18 protein-coding genes and 1 other annotated feature are annotated in these 17814 nt (G+C 30.9%); of the genes, 6 read left to right on the top strand and 12 right to left on the bottom strand.

What is annotated here, in order from left to right; genetic code table 11:
- Nucleotides 1–82: 82 nt before the first annotated feature.
- The 10 genes from trpB to ACREVX_RS10595 form a co-directional block, all read right to left on the bottom strand.
- Nucleotides 83–1258: a tryptophan synthase subunit beta gene (gene trpB / locus ACREVX_RS10640; protein WP_431544156.1), complete on the bottom strand. Its 1176-nt coding sequence runs from the start codon at nucleotides 1256–1258 to the stop codon at nucleotides 83–85.
- A 96-nt stretch (nucleotides 1259–1354) separates the two neighbouring features.
- Nucleotides 1355–1596, bottom strand: a binding site (T-box leader).
- Nucleotides 1597–1716: 120 nt separating this feature from the next.
- A complete protein-coding gene (gene rlmH, locus ACREVX_RS10635; protein WP_431544155.1) occupies nucleotides 1717–2196 on the bottom strand; it encodes a 23S rRNA (pseudouridine(1915)-N(3))-methyltransferase RlmH in 480 nt (159 codons plus the stop codon).
- 163 nt (nucleotides 2197–2359) lie between these two features.
- Complete coding sequence (locus ACREVX_RS10630; protein ID WP_431544154.1) at nucleotides 2360–3157, bottom strand: ABC transporter permease subunit; 798 nt, start codon at nucleotides 3155–3157, stop codon at nucleotides 2360–2362.
- Nucleotides 3158–3232: 75 nt separating this feature from the next.
- Nucleotides 3233–4030, bottom strand: a complete 798-nt coding sequence (locus tag ACREVX_RS10625; protein ID WP_431544153.1) for a DUF2705 family protein — start codon at nucleotides 4028–4030, stop codon at nucleotides 3233–3235.
- A 5-nt stretch (nucleotides 4031–4035) separates the two neighbouring features.
- Nucleotides 4036–4920 (bottom strand): ABC transporter ATP-binding protein, encoded by an 885-nt coding sequence (locus ACREVX_RS10620; protein ID WP_431544152.1) that lies wholly within the window; start codon nucleotides 4918–4920, stop codon nucleotides 4036–4038.
- A gap of 246 nt (nucleotides 4921–5166) precedes the next feature.
- The gene (locus ACREVX_RS10615; protein ID WP_431544151.1) at nucleotides 5167–5670 is read right to left on the bottom strand and encodes an SEC-C metal-binding domain-containing protein; all 504 of its coding nucleotides are present in this window, start codon (nucleotides 5668–5670) and stop codon (nucleotides 5167–5169) included.
- Nucleotides 5671–5797: 127 nt separating this feature from the next.
- Nucleotides 5798–6364, bottom strand: coding sequence for a GerMN domain-containing protein (locus ACREVX_RS10610; protein WP_431544150.1), 567 nt, complete (start codon nucleotides 6362–6364; stop codon nucleotides 5798–5800).
- A gap of 92 nt (nucleotides 6365–6456) precedes the next feature.
- Complete coding sequence (locus ACREVX_RS10605; RefSeq protein WP_431544149.1) at nucleotides 6457–7242, bottom strand: MBL fold metallo-hydrolase; 786 nt, start codon at nucleotides 7240–7242, stop codon at nucleotides 6457–6459.
- A 25-nt stretch (nucleotides 7243–7267) separates the two neighbouring features.
- Nucleotides 7268–8524, bottom strand: coding sequence for a UDP-N-acetylglucosamine 1-carboxyvinyltransferase (murA, locus tag ACREVX_RS10600; RefSeq protein WP_431544148.1), 1257 nt, complete (start codon nucleotides 8522–8524; stop codon nucleotides 7268–7270).
- A gap of 222 nt (nucleotides 8525–8746) precedes the next feature.
- Nucleotides 8747–8905, bottom strand: coding sequence for a DUF1540 domain-containing protein (locus ACREVX_RS10595; RefSeq protein ID WP_431544147.1), 159 nt, complete (start codon nucleotides 8903–8905; stop codon nucleotides 8747–8749).
- 227 nt (nucleotides 8906–9132) lie between these two features.
- Between ACREVX_RS10595 and ACREVX_RS10590 the strand changes: the two genes are divergently transcribed.
- From ACREVX_RS10590 to ACREVX_RS10565, 6 genes are all read left to right on the top strand, one after another.
- On the top strand, nucleotides 9133–9681 hold the full coding sequence (locus ACREVX_RS10590) for a hypothetical protein (RefSeq protein WP_431544146.1): 549 nt from the start codon (nucleotides 9133–9135) through the stop codon (nucleotides 9679–9681).
- Between the two features lie 27 nt (nucleotides 9682–9708).
- The gene (locus ACREVX_RS10585) at nucleotides 9709–10260 is read left to right on the top strand and encodes a 2'-5' RNA ligase family protein (protein ID WP_431544145.1); all 552 of its coding nucleotides are present in this window, start codon (nucleotides 9709–9711) and stop codon (nucleotides 10258–10260) included.
- Nucleotides 10247–10732, top strand: coding sequence for a dUTP diphosphatase (locus ACREVX_RS10580; RefSeq protein WP_431544144.1), 486 nt, complete (start codon nucleotides 10247–10249; stop codon nucleotides 10730–10732). Before ACREVX_RS10585 ends, ACREVX_RS10580 begins: the two co-directional genes overlap by 14 nt.
- An 88-nt stretch (nucleotides 10733–10820) precedes the next feature.
- Complete coding sequence (locus tag ACREVX_RS10575) at nucleotides 10821–11252, top strand: DMT family transporter (RefSeq protein WP_431544143.1); 432 nt, start codon at nucleotides 10821–10823, stop codon at nucleotides 11250–11252.
- Nucleotides 11253–11328: 76 nt separating this feature from the next.
- Nucleotides 11329–12522 carry a S8 family serine peptidase gene (locus tag ACREVX_RS10570; RefSeq protein WP_431544142.1) on the top strand — a complete coding sequence of 398 codons (1194 nt, stop codon included), beginning with the start codon at nucleotides 11329–11331 and terminating at the stop codon, nucleotides 12520–12522.
- 167 nt (nucleotides 12523–12689) lie between these two features.
- Nucleotides 12690–13199 carry a ferritin gene (locus tag ACREVX_RS10565; RefSeq protein ID WP_431544141.1) on the top strand — a complete coding sequence of 170 codons (510 nt, stop codon included), beginning with the start codon at nucleotides 12690–12692 and terminating at the stop codon, nucleotides 13197–13199.
- Nucleotides 13200–13338: 139 nt separating this feature from the next.
- On the opposite strand, the gene ACREVX_RS10560 is transcribed toward ACREVX_RS10565, so the two are convergent.
- Nucleotides 13339–14568: a competence/damage-inducible protein A gene (locus ACREVX_RS10560; RefSeq protein WP_431544140.1), complete on the bottom strand. Its 1230-nt coding sequence runs from the start codon at nucleotides 14566–14568 to the stop codon at nucleotides 13339–13341.
- A gap of 80 nt (nucleotides 14569–14648) precedes the next feature.
- Entirely contained in the window at nucleotides 14649–17579 is a 2931-nt protein-coding gene (locus tag ACREVX_RS10555) for an insulinase family protein (RefSeq protein WP_431544139.1), read from the bottom strand.
- Nucleotides 17580–17814 lie beyond the last annotated feature (235 nt).

Here is a 17814-nt window from a genome sequence, read left to right as displayed (position 1 = left end):
TTATTGCGAATACTTAAGAAGCTCTGAGCGTAATATCCAAGAGCTTCTTAAGTATTCTATTTTTTTCAATAAGTTATTTACTTTACTCAAGCATTTCTTTTACCTGCTCAACATCCTTGTCTCCTCTTCCTGATAAATTTATTATTATAATTTTATCTTTGGGAAGTAATGCTGCTAGCTTTATACCATATGCAATTGCATGTGCACTTTCAATGGCAGGAATGATTCCTTCAACTCTTGAAAGCTCTAATAATGCTGCAATTGCCTCCTTATCTGTTACAGATACATATTCAGCTCGCCCTGTATCTTTGTACTGACAGTGCTCAGGCCCTACACCAGGATAGTCAAGACCTGCTGCTACTGAATAAACTGGAAGTGCCTCTCCCTTTTCATCTTGAATGTTATAACATTTAAATCCATGAATAATTCCTACTGTACCTTTTGTAAGTGAAGCCGCATGTTCCAAAGTATCAAGACCCTTACCTGCTGGTTCAACGCCAACCATTTTTACATCTTTATCGTTAAAGAATGGATGGAATAATCCAATGGCATTGCTTCCACCACCTACGCATGCAACTAAATAGTCTGGAAGTCTACCTTCAGCTTCTAATATCTGTCTTCTTGCTTCAATTCCTATGATACTTTGAAACTCTCTAACCATAACCGGATATGGATGAGGACCTACCGCTGAACCTAAAAGGTAGTAAGTGTCATTTGCATTTTTCACAAAGTCATTTAAGGCTTCATCAACAGCATCTTTTAAGGTTGCAGTTCCTGTTGTTACTGTTACAACCTTTGCTCCTAAAAGCTCCATTCTAAAAACATTCAGAGCTTGTCTTTTGGTATCAACTTCTCCCATATATATGGTACAATCCATTCCAAACAACGCACATACTGTGGCTGTTGCAACCCCATGCTGGCCAGCTCCTGTCTCTGCTATTATTCTCTTTTTACCCATTTTCTTTGCGAGTAATGCTTGACCTATAGCATTATTTATTTTATGAGCACCAGTATGATTTAGATCTTCTCTTTTAAGATATATTTTTGCTCCACCACTTTTCTCACTTAACCTTTCGGCATAATAAAGTGGGTTTTCTCTTCCTATATATTGCTTTTGATAATAGGCGAGTTCCTTCAAAAATTCCTCATCCACTATACAGTTATAAAATTCTTCTTCAACAGCATTTAAAACCTTTTGCAATTGTTCTGGAACAAATGCTCCTCCAAATTGCCCGAAATATCCCTTATTATTCTCCATGATAACTCCTCCTTTTATTTTCACTCATAATTAAATCATCTCCTGCGGAGCTGAAATGTCGTTAAATCAAAAAAGCCCTCTACGTGCTATAAACACATAGAGGGCAAATATTTTCGCGGTACCACCTCAAATTACTTTTACAAAAAAACAAAAGCATCTTTCCGATACAGAAACAACTCCTATATCATATCCATATAACGGTGGAAGCCGTGTCCCCTACTATTATTTCGGTTCCCTCTCGTAAGTCCATTCAAAATGTTCTAAAATATCAGGCTCACACTATTCCTAACTCGCTGTTATTATCAAACATATTTACTCTTCTTACTCATCGATTTATCTAATTTATATTATTCTATGTTAAATTTTGAAAATTGTCAATGAATTTTATAAAATATTTACGTTTTTGTAATGCAACTTAGTATTTGCTAAAATTAAATCTACCACAATTATATTTCCCATCACTTATGGTACGGTTCCCCACTTATAATTCTAAATCCCCTATAAACCTGCTCCAGAAGCATCACTCTAAATAACTGATGTGGAAATGTCATTTTTGAAAAACATAATTCGTAATTAGCCCTTTTTAAAACATCCTTAGATAATCCCAGTGATCCGCCTATAACAAAAGCTATGTTGCTATCACCTTTTATCCCTAAATTCCTTATGTAATTTGAAAGTTCAATTGAAGATATCATCTCTCCCCTAAGTTCTAACGCAATTACAAACATATTATCCTTTATACTTTTAAGTATTGACTCCCCTTCTTTATTTTTTATTAAGATCTCGTCTTTTTCAGATGCATTATCTGGAGTTTTTTCATCCGGAAGTTCAACAATGCTCAGCTTACAGTACCTAGATAAGCGTTTCGTATATTCTTCAATTGCACTTTTTAAATATTTTTCTTTTATTTTCCCTACACAAATTATAGTTATATTCATTTTAAATCTCCTTCATCATATATATACACCATCTGTGCTACTGTAATATTAATGTTGTCATAAATATTTTATACTATTGAATCCCACATTTCAAATTTATGTACATAAAAATAAATAACATGGAGCAATGCCCCCTGTTATAACTAAAATTTTTATATTATTACTATATATTCATATCTCTTTTTTCATAAAAAGTATAAGTTATCCACACCAATGCAGAAATAATTATAATTGATAGTATTACAAAACTCCTTTGAAATCCACCACCATACATCAAGTTTTTAGCGTCAAAATATTTAAATGGTGTAAAGTATTTAAGATTATCAATCTTGCCATTTAAATCTATAGCCATTGATAATATATACGTAATTAAAAGAACTGCTGTAGACACTGATGTTGCTGTTTTGGGATTTTTGCTTACTGCAGCTATTGCTGTTCCAATAAACATAAATATAAGCTGCAAAACAAACATTCCACCCATTAAGATTATTATGTCGCCAGTTACTGATTCCCCTTTACTATATTTCGCCACTACAACTATTGAAGAAACCAAAGTTGTAATGTTAAATATTATAATATTAACAAGAGCCGCAAATAGTTTTGATGTTACAATTTTATTTCTTGATATTGGCTTTGAAAATAGAAACTCTGCTGTTTTATCCTGTTCTTCCTTTGAAATTATACCAGCTCCAAGCATAACAGCATGAATAGTTGCCATAATGACTAAATATAAAAAGAACATTCCATAATAACCACTTGCCTTTGAAACGTCGAAGCCAGCTACACCAAAAATTGTTTTCATAGATTTTGGCATTTGTGATAATAATTCATTCATAGACTGACCTGATGATGCTAATACAACATACTTTGCCATACCTGCCACAACCATAAATATTATACCCAGTACCCATATAATAAGCCCTTTTCTGTGAGCCTTCATCTCTACAATAAATATATTCATATACTAACCTCCCTTAATATTCGTTATCATTCATTAATAGTTATAACTTGCTTAATAGTTCAACATTCAAAAGTGTTAAGCAGCATGAACATCTTTTTTAGAGTACAAATAGTAACTGGCAAGAATTGCGAAAGCAATAAATCCTAGAGCTACTATAACAAATGAACCTTCATAACTAGAATTACTTTGGATATAAGTTGTATCAAAATATTTAAAAGGAGTAATATACCGCGCTGCATCATCTTCTGACGTAGCTACAAACATACCTATAATAAAAAATGAAAATACGGTTCCAAGAGAAATAGGTAGCACCGATTTAATTTTAGGAATTAAAATAGAAACTAAAATTCCTAAAGCAAGAAACATGAGCTGCACAAAAAACAGTGTAATAGAAATCATAAAAAGTATTTTATAACTATAACTTTCTGTCGCTACAGATGATACCATAATGCTAGAAACCGCTAAGTAGATTACATTAGTAATAATAAGGCAGGTTAACGCTGCTAAAAGCTTTGATGTAATAACTTTACTCCTAGTAACAGGCCTTGTTAAAAGGAAATCTGCTGTTTTACCACGAACTTCCTTTGACACAATAGAAGTTCCTAAATTCATAGCTTGAATAGCACCGCAAAGTGTTGTATATAAAAACATATAAGAGTAAAACCCTAAAATAGAAGACATACTCTCTACAGAAAGTCCCATTGCTTTTCTTACTGGCTCCGGAAATCCTTTCATTATTTCTTTAAACGCCTCAGCTTCCTTTGAAAAAGTGGGATACAGTGACAAGAAAAGAGCAACAAGTGCTATTAAAGAACAATTCCATATAATTGTAGATTTTCTATAAGCCTTAAGTTCATGAATAAACATATTCATAGCTTTTAGTCCTCCTTTTCGTAATAATGCATAAATATTTCTTCAAGATCTGGCTCTTCAATCCAAAGATTATCTATCTCTATTTCCGAAATCTTTTTCATAATAAAATTAATGTTACCACTGAATAAAAAGCTTATTATTTCACCTTTTATTTCTAAGTTGCTTACCCCACTTATCTTAAAGTAATTATTATCTATTTTTGATTTTATTTCGACTTTTAATTTTTTATGATTACTTTCTTGTAATGTACTAATTTTATCAAGCTTTATGATTTTGCCCTCTTTAATAATTGCAACGCGACTACATAGCCTTTGAACCTCTGATAAAATATGAGAAGATAGTAAAATCGTAGCACCATTTTTGTTCTCCTCCTCAAGGAGTTCAAAGAACTTTTGTTGCATAAGTGGATCAAGTCCACTTGTAGGTTCATCAAGTATAATAAGTTTAGGTGAATGCAAAAGTCCTTGAACAATGCCTACTTTCTTTTTGTTACCAAAAGACAAGTCATCAATTTTCTTATTAAGATCAAGATCCATTACCTCTGCTAGTTCTATAATCCGCGCGCTGCAATCTTTTTTGTAAAAACTGGCCGAATACTTTAGTAAATCGATAACCTTCATATTATCATAATAAAAAATTTCTGATGGTAGATATCCTATTTCCCTCCTTATCTCAGGACCAAATTCTATGCAGTCCTTTCCGAAAATTTTAGCACTACCAGACGTCGGATAAATAAGGGATAACAATGTTCTTATCGTTGTTGATTTTCCTGCACCATTAGGTCCAATAAACCCAAAGATTTCTCCCTCTTCTACGTTAAAACTCACATCTGTAATCCCTCTTGCTTTGCCATAACTTTTAGTCAAATTTTTAATTTCAATAACATTCATTCTTAAAACCCCCTGGTTATAATATCTATTAATAATATATTATAACCATTAGCCATATCGGTCAATATATTATATATATATTTAAGAGAATGCCAAATTTTTATTAAACTTACCCGATTCGTATATAATGTTTTTGTTATCACCTCTTAAATCTTTAACAAAAAAACAAAAAGAAATAAACCTCACTCTAAAAGCAAAGTTTATTACTATAATTTATTCGTTTACTTATTTTTTTACATGATTATTCTAAGCTAATTTTCCACAACACTTCTTATATTTTTTCCCACTTCCACAAGGACATTCATCATTTCTTCCAACCTTATCATTATTAACTACTGTTTTGGAATCTTTATAAGCTCTTTGAATTTCTTTTCTTTTTTCTTTCGAGAAAATCCCTTCCCATTGTGGAAGTTCATATAAATAATCCGCTTTTGCATCTAACATATTGAAATAAAGTTTTTCAAAGTCTATTTTTAACTCTACTTGAGTGTCGCTTTCAGTTTCTTCTAATTGCAACGTTTCTACAAGACTATCATTTATTCCATCAGCAAATCCCATGAAATATATGTTGGATACATCAAAGTGTTTTGCAAGCGTATCTATGCTTCCTTTAACTTCATCTTTATGGTTTGACAATAACTTAGTATAAATACGTTTTTCAACTTCACCATAATCTTGCCAAAACGCTTCTTCTCCTCTACGTTTAACATAATCAACCACCATATCTGTCCATTCTTTATATAAACTCATATCTATTCTCCTTTATATGTTAATATTTTGTTTTATTTGATTATTATAATAAATATTTCTCTAATTTTCAACATTTACGCTTAATATTCTTAATCAAGATTCATTTTTAGTACTCTTATAATTGATTCTATTTTTCCATTGGAATTAGTTCACCCTTACTAAATGGTTTTGATATATTAACGTTTCCACCCAAAGTCTCAATGCTTTTATTCCCAATTGTGATTTTCACTTTTTCTACTGATGGTAATTGAGTTAGTGATGCCACTATACATTCAAGGGAAGCTTCCTCTTTTTTCTTTGACATTTTTATTTTAGCTTCAACACTTAAATTAACATAAGCAATCTTGTCTTTAATAGAAAAACTAAGTAACCTAGTTTCTTTAGGGAGTATTGGTTTTAGTTCACTTTTTACAGTAGGTCCCTTTATAAGTTCTTGCATAATAGTTTCCCCAATAAGCTCTTCTTTATTAATAATTCTTTCATCTTTAACCACTTCCACTGCAGAGTCATCATCTTTAGTCGCATCAAAATAAATATTCAATTGTATAATATCATTTTTTTCTAAGGGAAGTTTTAGATTCTCAAGCTTTTCCTTATTTGTAACGCTTTTCGTATCCTTTTTCTCACACCCAGAGAAAGCCACTGTTGAAACAACTAGCAATGAGCATAATAATATTTTGATTGCTTTTTTCATATTTGACCTCTCCTTTAAGTAGCCACTAAAGTAGCTTAATCTACTAAAGTAGCTTAATAACGACTTCAGAAGGACTCCATTGTGAAACATTCTTAAAAATTAACTACCTCACTCGGCATATCTCTTTTAGCTAATTTTAAAGAAATATCCTTTCCTATTTCAATATGATTCTCCTTAAGTATATTAAACACAGTTTGATATGCTAAATCCGGATAATTATTAGTTTTACTCAAATGTCCTAAAATGATCTGTTTTTGTTTATCATTCATTATTTCTACAATAGCTTGCCCACATGCCTCATTAGACAAATGTCCAACATCACTTAGAATTCTTCTTTTTAAAGGATAAGGATAAGGTCCGAACTTTACCATTTCTACATCATGATTGCTCTCAAGTAAAATTACATCCGCATCTTTTATGATATTTTTCACTTCAGTTGAAAAATAACCCAAATCCGTAGCTATACATGCTTTCTTGTTTCCACTATAAATTGAATATCCTATAGGCGCTGCTGCATCATGTGATATATTGTAATTCATTATATGCATGTCCATTATATCTACATAACTATTACTAATAATTTTTATATTGTTTTCTTTTATATTCCCTAGCTTAGTCTTCATAGCATCCCAAGTATTTTCATTTGCGTAAATTGGTATATCATACCTTCTAGAAATGATTCCTGCACCCTTAATATGGTCAGAATGTTCATGAGTAATGAATATACCATCAATATCATTAGGATCTTGATTTATATGTTTAAGGGCACTCTCAATACTTTTACCTGTCATACCCACATCCACCAAAATTTTTGTGTTTTGCGACGCTACAAATATGCTATTCCCACTACTTCCACTATATAATGGACAAAAAATCATAATTGTCTCCTTTAATTTTAAATTCTTATACTTTCGCTCTTCTTATGTCTGCACCAATGCTTCTAAATTTTTCTTCAATGTTTGGATATCCTCTATCAATATGTTCTATTCCTAAAATTTCCGTAGTACCTTCTGCTATAAGGCCTGCTATAACTAAAGCCGCACCTGCCCTAAGATCTGATGCCACAACTACTTTTCCTGTAAGGTTGTGCACACCATCAACTGTAGCAATACTTCCTTCTACCTTGATGCTCGCACCCATTTTTATTAGTTCATCAACATGTTTAAATCTTGATTCCCAAATACTTTCATTAATTATGCTCCTACCCTCTGACACAGATAACAATGTATTCATTGGTTGTTGAACATCCGTTGGAAATCCTGGATAAGGCAAAGTCTTAATGTTTACAGCCTTTAGTCTTCCTTCTGATCTAACAGTAATACTGTCTCCACCTTCGATAACCTCTGCTCCCATTTCCATAAGTTTTGCAGAAATTGATTCAAGATGTTTTGGAATAACATTATTTATAGTTATTTCTCCACCACAAGCAGCGGCCGCTATCATAAATGTACCCGCCTCAATTTGATCAGGAATTACACTATAGGTACATCCTGTTAATTCTTTTACACCTATAATTCTTATAACATCTGTACCTGCACCTTTAACATTAGCTCCCATGGAATTTAAGAAGTTAGCCACATCAACAACATGCGGCTCTTTTGCAGAATTTTCTAAGATAGTTGTGCCTTCGGCTAGGGTAGCCGCAGTCATTACATTTATAGTTGCTCCTACACTAACAACATCAAAATAAATACTAGTACCAATTAGCCTATCAGCCTGAACATTTACTGATCCATTCTCGATAGTCACTGTTGCCCCAAGTGCCTCGAACCCTTTTATATGTTGGTCAATTGGTCTAGCTCCTATTGGACATCCTCCTGGAAGTGCCACTCTAGCCTTTTTAAACCTAGCTAAAAGTGCTCCAATTAAATAATAAGATGCTCTCATTTTTCTTACATCTTCTGTGTTTGCATCTATACTATTTATCTCTGTACTATCTATAGAAACTGAATTTTTTTCTCTTTTAATTGTGCAGCCTAAATTCTCTAATATTCTTTCAATACAATTTACATCTTCTATATTAGGAATGTTCTCAATGTTACATTTACCCTTACTTGCAATCACAGCTATTGGTAGAATTGCTACTGCTGCATTTTTCGCACCACTTATTTCCACTTGGCCACTAATACGTCGGCCCCCGTTAATTATTAATTTATCCATATCTGTATCATCCTCACTATACATTATATATTAAGTATTTTTAATTTTATACATACAATTAGATTATACCATACCTATGCAGTTTTCTGACATTTTTTTTAAAATTCTCAAAGTATATTATTTTATTTTAAAAAAATTCATTACATTATATATTAAAAGTTTGATATAACTACAAAAATCACCCATATTTCTACGGGTGATTTTTGTAGTTATATCATATTCTTATATTGTTTTAAAACTTGCACAATCTGTACATTCTGGTGTTTTAGCAACACTTTCATGTTTTATAACTTCTATTTTGTTTAAAGTACAAAAATTATCATCTTTACAATGATTTTTACATTCAGTTACAGTGCACCCTATACTATCATTATGATTCATAAAAAAGACCTCCCTTTCATTTACATTAATATCATTAGCATAATTAAAAACATTTATACAAATAATATAAAAATATTTTAATTAACTATATTTATTTTTCAATAAACTTGAATACATAAATTTACACAGAAAATACAAATTTCAAAAATTATGTTATAATAACAGATGTAATTCAATCAAAATAATGTTAATTAATTTTGGTTATTAACTTCGCTTGGAGGAAGAAAATGAAATATTTTTTAGTTGCGCTATTTGATGATCTATCTAATTCTACAATTCAAAGTATTCAAAAAGATGTTTGTAGAAAATATAAGCTATATAAGAGCTCCCCTAATCTTTATATACCAATAAGTGTTATAACAAATCCTGACATAGAAAAATTAGATGCTGTCGTTTCTAAAATCTTAGCTCCTTATAAAAGATTTAAAATTGGAATAAATAATAGCATCGGTTTAAGTGGAAATTTCAGTCAAGTTAATCTTAATGTTTATGATAAAGGATATATTTTCCGTTTAGCAAAAAACATTACAGACACTTTAGACTTACATAGTTTTAATGTTAGAAATGATGATAATAACATTGACCTACGTATTCTAATTGCAAATTCTAATCACACAATTAAAAAATTGTGTAATGGAAGTGCAATTTCTATTGATGATACCTTAGATAAAGATGATTTTTTTAAATTTGCAAAGGTTTCAAGACTTGAACTCTGGAAACAAGTTAGTAATAAAAAAGAAATATTAGTTAAAACTTATGAACTAAGAGAATACTAAAAAATACAGATTTGATGGAGGATTAAAATGATTTATTATTTAGTTGGTCTATTTGATAAAATATCTTATGGATATATAGAATCATTGCAAAAATCACTATGTAAAAAATATAACCTATTTAGTTCTGATAAAGATTTGCCTAAACTTCATATAACTTTAGAAGTAATAACTAATCCTAATATTCCAGATTTAGATATTTGTTTAAAAAACATTCTTAAAGATTATACTAAATTTGAAGTTAAATTAGATGGGGTAGTATGTTTTGATCCTCCTTATAAATCTGTAAATTTAAACATTAAAAATCAAGGTACAATTTATGAACTATCTAAAAGCCTAAATTCTATTTTAAGTGCGCAAGGTTTTAATGTTAGAGATAATATTGAAAATTGGAATTTACATATTTCTCTAGCTAGCACTACTTTCGCAGATAGAGAGTGGTCCACTACTGAATATGTAACAGCCTGTAATTTAGCTAAAGATGAAAAGTTTTCGAGAACTATTACTATTGATGTTATAGAACTTTGGAAACCAATAAATAATAATAATGAAATGGTGGTTAAAAAATATGGATTTACATAAGTTATTTGACATGCAAAACACTTTAGACAATAGAATTCAATCAGAACACAACCTTAAAGGCGTTCCATTATTAGAAAAAAAAATATTATCTCTCCAAGTGGAACTCGGTGAACTAGCAAACGAAACACGTTGCTTTAAATTTTGGAGCATAAAAAAACCTTCAAGTAATGATGTAATCCTTGAAGAGTATGTTGATTGTCTTCACTTTATTTTAAGCTTAGGCCTTGAAAAAGAATATCAGGATATTACTTTAAACCCTAAATATATTTCCTGCGAATTATCAAGTCAGTTCTTGAATTTATATATTAATATAGCAAATTTCGCTACTAACTCTTCTATTGATAATTATTTAAATATATTTCACAACTTTTTAAATTTAGGTAAAAATTTAGGATTTTCCCAGGAAAACATTGAAAATGCCTACTTCTATAAAAATAAAATCAATCATGAAAGACAGGATAACGGATACTAACTCTTACAAAAACTTCTTTAAATGATATCAATTATATTTTTTGATATTAAGTTGCATTCTGGGTAAACTACCCTTAAGGAGTGTGATGGTGTTGGGAGTAATATTTTCTATAATTGCAGGTATAAGTATGAGTATGCAAGGTGTTTTTAATACAAGGGCAAGTGAAAAAATTGGACTATGGGAGACTAACGTATTTGTTCAAGGCACTGGACTCATTGTAACCTTAATAATACTTTTTATAGCTGGTAATGGTGATTTTAAAGCTATAAAAGAAGTGAATAAATTATATTTACTAGGAGGCGCATTAGGCGCTATTATTATATTTACTGTTATGATGGGTATATCAAGTATGGGACCAACATGTTCAATTGCAATTATATTAGTTGCTCAGCTACTAGCTGCTGGAATAATTGATAGCTTTGGAATGTTTGATTCCCCTCAGATTAAGTTTGCCTTGTCTAAGTTTATAGGTCTTGGTGTAATGATTGTAGGTATAATAATATTTAAATGGGAATGTTAATATTCTCTCTTTTTGTTAACAAATTTTGAAAATTTGCATATACTATAATAATGTAACAATACATTAGGAGGTTTACATGTTTTCCTTCAAAAATAAGTTAGATCCATTATTAAGGCACGCTTTGCTTAATAACTTATATGAAAATTATAGAGTAATAATCCACTTAAAATCCCTTGAAACTAAAACTATTAACAAAATAAAGTCTTTAAAATGTGAGATTCTACGCCACATACCCTCTGTAAATTGTATTTGTGCTATTCTAACTACAAGTGTTATTAATAGATTACTGGAATATCCACAAATATCATATATAACTTTTGATTCATATGCACATTTATGTGGTAATAGTATCTTGGCATCTAATAATGTATCCTTTCAGAGTAATTATAGCCTTACCGGAAAGGGCATAGGCATTGGAATAATTGATAGTGGTGTTTATCCACATTGCGACTTATTAAATCCTAGTAATAAGATTAAAAAATTTGTTGATTTAATTAACAATTTAAACTACCCTTATGATGATAATGGTCACGGCACCTTCATGAGTGGATTAATTTGTGGAAGTGGTTATGGGTCAAAAGGTATGTACAAAGGGGTGGCAAAAGATAGCCATATATATATGATCAAAGCCTTTAATAAATTAGGTAAGGGTTTCATATCTGATATTTTATTTTCACTTGAAACTATAATTAATGAAAGTGATGAATTTAATATTAAAATTATTTGTCTACCTTTTGAAACTTTAGAAACTAATGAGTTTGTGCTTAAACTCTTTTCAAAACTTTTTGATATTGCAATATTAAAGGGACTAGTTATAATTGTTCCTAGTGGAAGCAATAAAAACGTTAAAAGTTCTGTAAGAGGCATTGCAACTCTTAGAAATTGTATAACTGTAGGTGGTTACAATAGCATAGAATCCCCCGTAATCTATGAATATTCTTCCTGTGGTCCTTTTCAAAAACTTGATAAACCAAATTTAATTGCTGCCTGTGTTGATATTTGTTCTTTAATTTCAGATACACAATTCATTTCCCAAAAAAATGGTGTTAAGCTTTATCCTCCTTGCATAACTAATCTTTACACTACCTACACAGGAACGTCATGCTCAACTGCTTTTATAAGTGGTATATGTGCTCTCCTATATGAGAACGATAAAAATTTATGTTTCAAGGATACATTAGCACTACTAAAGGTATCTTCAAGCTTAATAAATTCACCCAAATATATGCAAGGTAGTGGTATTGTAAACTTAGAAAAATTATTACCTTAATATATTGTCTACAAATTCTATATTTAGTGTATAATACAAGTATTAACTAATATTTATGATTAGTTAAAAACAATTATTAATATTCAAATGACTATATTCACTATTTAAAATTTACATTTCTAAGGGTATAATTTTTTATGCCCAAGGAAAACACTAGGAGGATTATTATGATAAGCGAAAGATTGTTCAATGAACTAAACAAACAAATGAACTTTGAATTTTACTCTGCACACATTTATCTAGCTATGGCAGCTTACTGCGCTGCTGAAGATTTTGATGGTTTTGCTAATTTCTTTAAAGTGCAAGCCGAAGAAGAAAAATTCCATGCTATGAAATTTTATAATTATGTAAATGAAATGAATGGAAGAATAATGCTTGAAGGAATGCCTGAGCCTCAAAATGATTATGAATCACTTCTTGATGTTTTTCAAGTAGCATACAAACACGAAAAAATCGTAACTAGTAAAATATATAATCTGACTGACATTGCTACAGATGAAAGAGAACATGCTACTATAAGTTTACTTAAATGGTTTATTGATGAGCAAGTAGAAGAGGAAGGTACATTTAATGGACTTATAAAAAAACTTGGAAGAATCAACGATGATCCTACAAGTATTTATATGCTAGATAATGAACTCTCAACAAAAGTTTTTGTTCCACCTGTTACTAAATAAAAAAGGGAAAAAGTTATATTACTATTAATGCAATCACTTCGCTAAGAACTACTAATGCATTATACTTAATATAACTTTTTTCTTGTGTTTAAACACATTTGTTAGAAACCTAGTAAATTGTGACTAGATTAGAAACTAGCTATAATAGCTCCCGTCGTAGCCAATCTAACAACTGCATAGTTGCCCTTTCTCTCACTTTCTGTCTATTTCCTACTAATTTAAGTTTCTTAGTTTTAACTTCACCATTCATAAATAACCCTATATATACAAGTCCTACTGGTTTTTCCGTGCTACCACCACCCGGACCTGCAATTCCTGTAGTTGAAATTCCAATACTTGTACCTGCCGTTTTTGCTATTCCTTGTGCCATTTCTGCTGCTACTTCACTACTTACTGCGCCGTATTTAGCTAAGGTTTCCTTTTTAACCCCGAGTCTACTGATTTTAGCCTCATTACTATAGGTCACAGCGCCTTCCTTAAACGCAGAAGATATTCCAGGGTAGTTTATAATGGACGCTGCTACCATTCCTCCTGTGCAGGATTCAGCCGTTGCTATAGTTAAATTTTTATTTACTAGCATCTCACCTATTACATCTTCTAATGTTACATTTCCTTCACCATAAATGTTATCACCTAGTCTACTACGCATTTCATCTTCCATAGGTTTTATAAGCCTTAAACCCTCTTCATAAGAACTTGCTTTTGCAGTAATTCTAAAGGTCATTTCTCCAGCTTTAGCATATGGCGCAACCGTTGGATTAGTTTGATTATCCATTATATCTTCTATCATAGTTTCTGCGCTACTTTCTCCAACGCCAATAACTCTTAACACCTTTGAAACTAATACGCCCTTAGTAAACTTTTCAAGATAAGGAACTACTGCTTCCTCAAACATAGGTTTCATTTCCCAAGGTGGTCCAGGTAAAAGTGCTATTATCTTACTATTTTCATCAATTATACATCCTGGAGCCGTACCATTATTATTAGGTAACACTATGGCGTCTATTGGAAAATATGCCTGTTTTCTATTGTTTTGAGTCATTTCTCTATCCGAACTTTTAAAATAATCTTCAATAATTTTTAGAGAAGCTTCATGAACAACACTTTTTTTCCCAAAATACTCAAAAGCTACTTCCTTAGTTAAATCATCTTTTGTAGGTCCAAGGCCCCCTGTAGTTATAACTAAATCAGCTCTGGTAAAAGCCAAATTATATGCTTCAAGTAGCCTCTGTGGGTTATCTCCTACCACACTTTGATGATATACTGATATTCCTAAATCTGCTAGTCTTTTAGCAATATATTGTGTATTTGTATTGACTATGTCACCTAGCAATATTTCAGTTCCTATTGCTAATATTTCTGCTTTCATAATAATTTCCCCCTTGTAGCAATTCTTTAATAAGTATACTAATCCAGTTTTGAAAAAAAGGTGCCATAAGGCACCTCTTTTTATTTAAATACATTCACTAAATTTGTAAATATATCTTTATTATCTTTAAGTTTGGCTTCATTTCCTAGTACGCAAAAATAGTTTTGTTTTATAACATCATCAATCATAGCACTAAAAGCCTTAATGTCTTCTGGTTTTGTATTTAATACTTCTTCTCGTTCCTTTTGCCTTTGCGCGTGAGAAATTCCTCTTATATAATATGCAGTTGCCCGCTCACCTTTCATAGAAGGCGTTAATGGAGAATCAAGTTCGCTGATTGTTCCTATAATATATTTTGTCATTTCTCTCTCTGATGCTTCAAAAGTTCCTACATACTCACATATTCCATCATATGCCGCTAATGTCTCTTTCACATTAGGATCACGATAAGATACGAAAACTATATTACCACTTCTAGCTATGCTTGCAAATCCACCATAAGCACCACCTTGAACACGTACTCTATTCCATAAGTAGTCAAGACTTGCTATAGTTTTAAGTACTAACATTTTACCTGAATAAGCATACCCTTGCTTTATAAAGTTATACCCTTTAGCTACATACTGAACATCTGATGAGGTTAATAAACCCTCATTATCTTTATCCATCTCAAAATCATAGCTAACTTCTGGCAATTTTTCTTGACCTAATATATTTATGATTTTAGGTAGCTGAGATGCAAACGCATTGTATATATCATCTTCTCCTGTAACACTTATAATAAGATTATCTTTGTTGAATATAAGTTTTGAAACCTTGTTTAAGTTTTCGCAAATTTCTTCCCACTTATTATCAAAATCCCTTTCAATTTCGCATATAAACTTATAAAAAGTTATTCCTGTAGTCTTTTCTATATAAGCTGATGCAGGTGCGAAATGCGAAGTTAGCCTCGCTGCTGCGCTCATATGCCCTCTATCAACAATCTTCATTTCTTGCCTTGATTTCAATTGTTGAATTAGCTCCTTTATACGTTTCTTTTCATCAAATTTAGTAGTCCCAACTATCTCTACCATAATATCAAATAATTTAGGAATTTTATTAGCTAAGGCTTTAGCCTTTAATACTAATTTAGGGCTGTATTTTTTAAAGTTTTCATTTTCTCCATATACGTCTGTAGCAAAATGAATTCCCCCTGTATGGATATTAACCTCATTTGATAAATCAGAATAATTAGTATTTTTTGTACTTACTCTTCCAAGTAGGGCTGATAATAATGTAATATAAGGTAATAAATTCATATCTACTTTCTTAGCATCAAATAATATATTTATATAAGCAATTTTATTAGTAAATATATCGTGAGCTAACACCTTTACTCCTAGCTCATCTCTTTCCTGGATAGGTAACTCCTCTACCTTAGTTTCAATATCGGATAATTCAAGTAGCGGAATAGTTTCAAGCACTTCTACAGGGTCTGGAGTCATTTGTCTTTCTTTAAGAGCTTTAGCATCTTGGATAATTTTTAATATTTCTTCTTCTGATAAACTAGCCTTATATTTTGCTAATTTATCTTGGGCTATTTTAGATTTTTGTTCTGCAAGCCCTTTTTTACCATTTAAAATCACCATAGAGCTATGCGAGTTACTTAATAGATATTTTTCTATAAGTTCTTCAAAATAATTTGTGGTTAATGCAGCTTTTATTTTACTTAAATAACTTTCATACTCTAAATGCATAGTTGGATCCTTATCATAAAGCCAACTATCCATACTAGTTATATAGTAATATAGACCCTTAGGAAAACCACCTAAATCAGCTTCTCTTAATTTAAACTCTGTAATGTTTATACATGCTTCTATTAGCTTTTTGTCTATTCCATCTTTAACTAAATTCTTTAAAGTTGTAAACACAATTTCTTTGAATTTTTCTTTTTCACTTTCATTAGAGTTTTTTACAACTATAGTAAACACTGGTTGCAATATGCTGTTATCAAAACTTCCAAATACATCTTTACCAATCTCTGCGTCTACAAGCGCTTTCTTAAGTGGAGCTGCAGCACTTTCTAGCAACAAGTATTCTAAAATTTCAAAAGCTAAATGTAGTTCAGGTCTGCTGATATTATCTCCTGTTACAAAATTCAAACTAAGGAAAGTTTTGCTATGCTCATCATCATCCGAAGATATTGGATAATCCACCTTAATTTCTTTCATTTCACTAAATGGTTTCTGGAACTCAATAGCCGATTCTACTGTTATTTTATCAAAGTTATTTAAATATCCTTCGCTAATAAATTCTAACTGTTTATCAATATTTCCATCTCCATATAAACATATATAACTGTTAGAAGGATGATAATGTTTTTTATGATATTCTATAAATTCCTTGTGCGTTAAATCTGGTATAAATTCCGGATCTCCACCAGATTCTACTCCATACGCAGTGTCTGGAAATAGTGATTCTTGAACCTTCCTCATAAGGATTCCTTCAGGCGAGGAAAATGCACCCTTCATTTCATTATAAACTACACCTTTGTAAGTTAGTTTATCTTCCTTATTTTCTAATTCATAATGCCAACCCTCTTGCATTAATATTTCAGGTTTCTTATATATATTCGGATAAAATACTGCATCTAAATATACATCCATAAGATTAAAAAAGTCTTTTTCATTTTTACTAGCTAATGGATATATTGTTTTATCAGAAAAAGTCATCGCATTTAAAAAGGTGTTTAAAGATCCCTTTATTAATTCTACAAAAGGCTCCTTTGTAGGAAACTTTCTAGAACCGCAAAGTACTGAATGCTCTAATATATGTGGTAGCCCATTACTACTTTTAGGTGGTGTTCTAAACCCAATAGAAAACACCTTATTATCATCATCATTTTCAATATGCAAAAGTCTAGCTCCACTTTTCACATGCTCAAATAATCTTGTTTTTGAATTTATCTCTTTTATATTTTTTTCCTCGACTAATTTAAATCCATGATATGTATTGCCAATCGTAAAATTCATTTTATTCCTCCTCATACTTGCACTGAAATTTTAAAACTATTTTAAAGTAGTTTACCTCTTATAACTATGCCACATGCCTTGTTACATATTCACAAAACCCAATAATACTTAATCTTCCTATTATATCAATTATACACCATTTTATTCCTTCTTGCTAACGGCACTATATATTACACATATACATATCTATCCTTCCTCAATTATACATTGTATATACTAACTTAAATTAAAAAAG

Source organism: Clostridium sp., from assembly GCF_050717545.1.
Taxonomy (GTDB): domain Bacteria; phylum Bacillota; class Clostridia; order Clostridiales; family Clostridiaceae; genus Clostridium_AD.
This window is presented reverse-complemented; position numbering and strand designations above follow the sequence as displayed.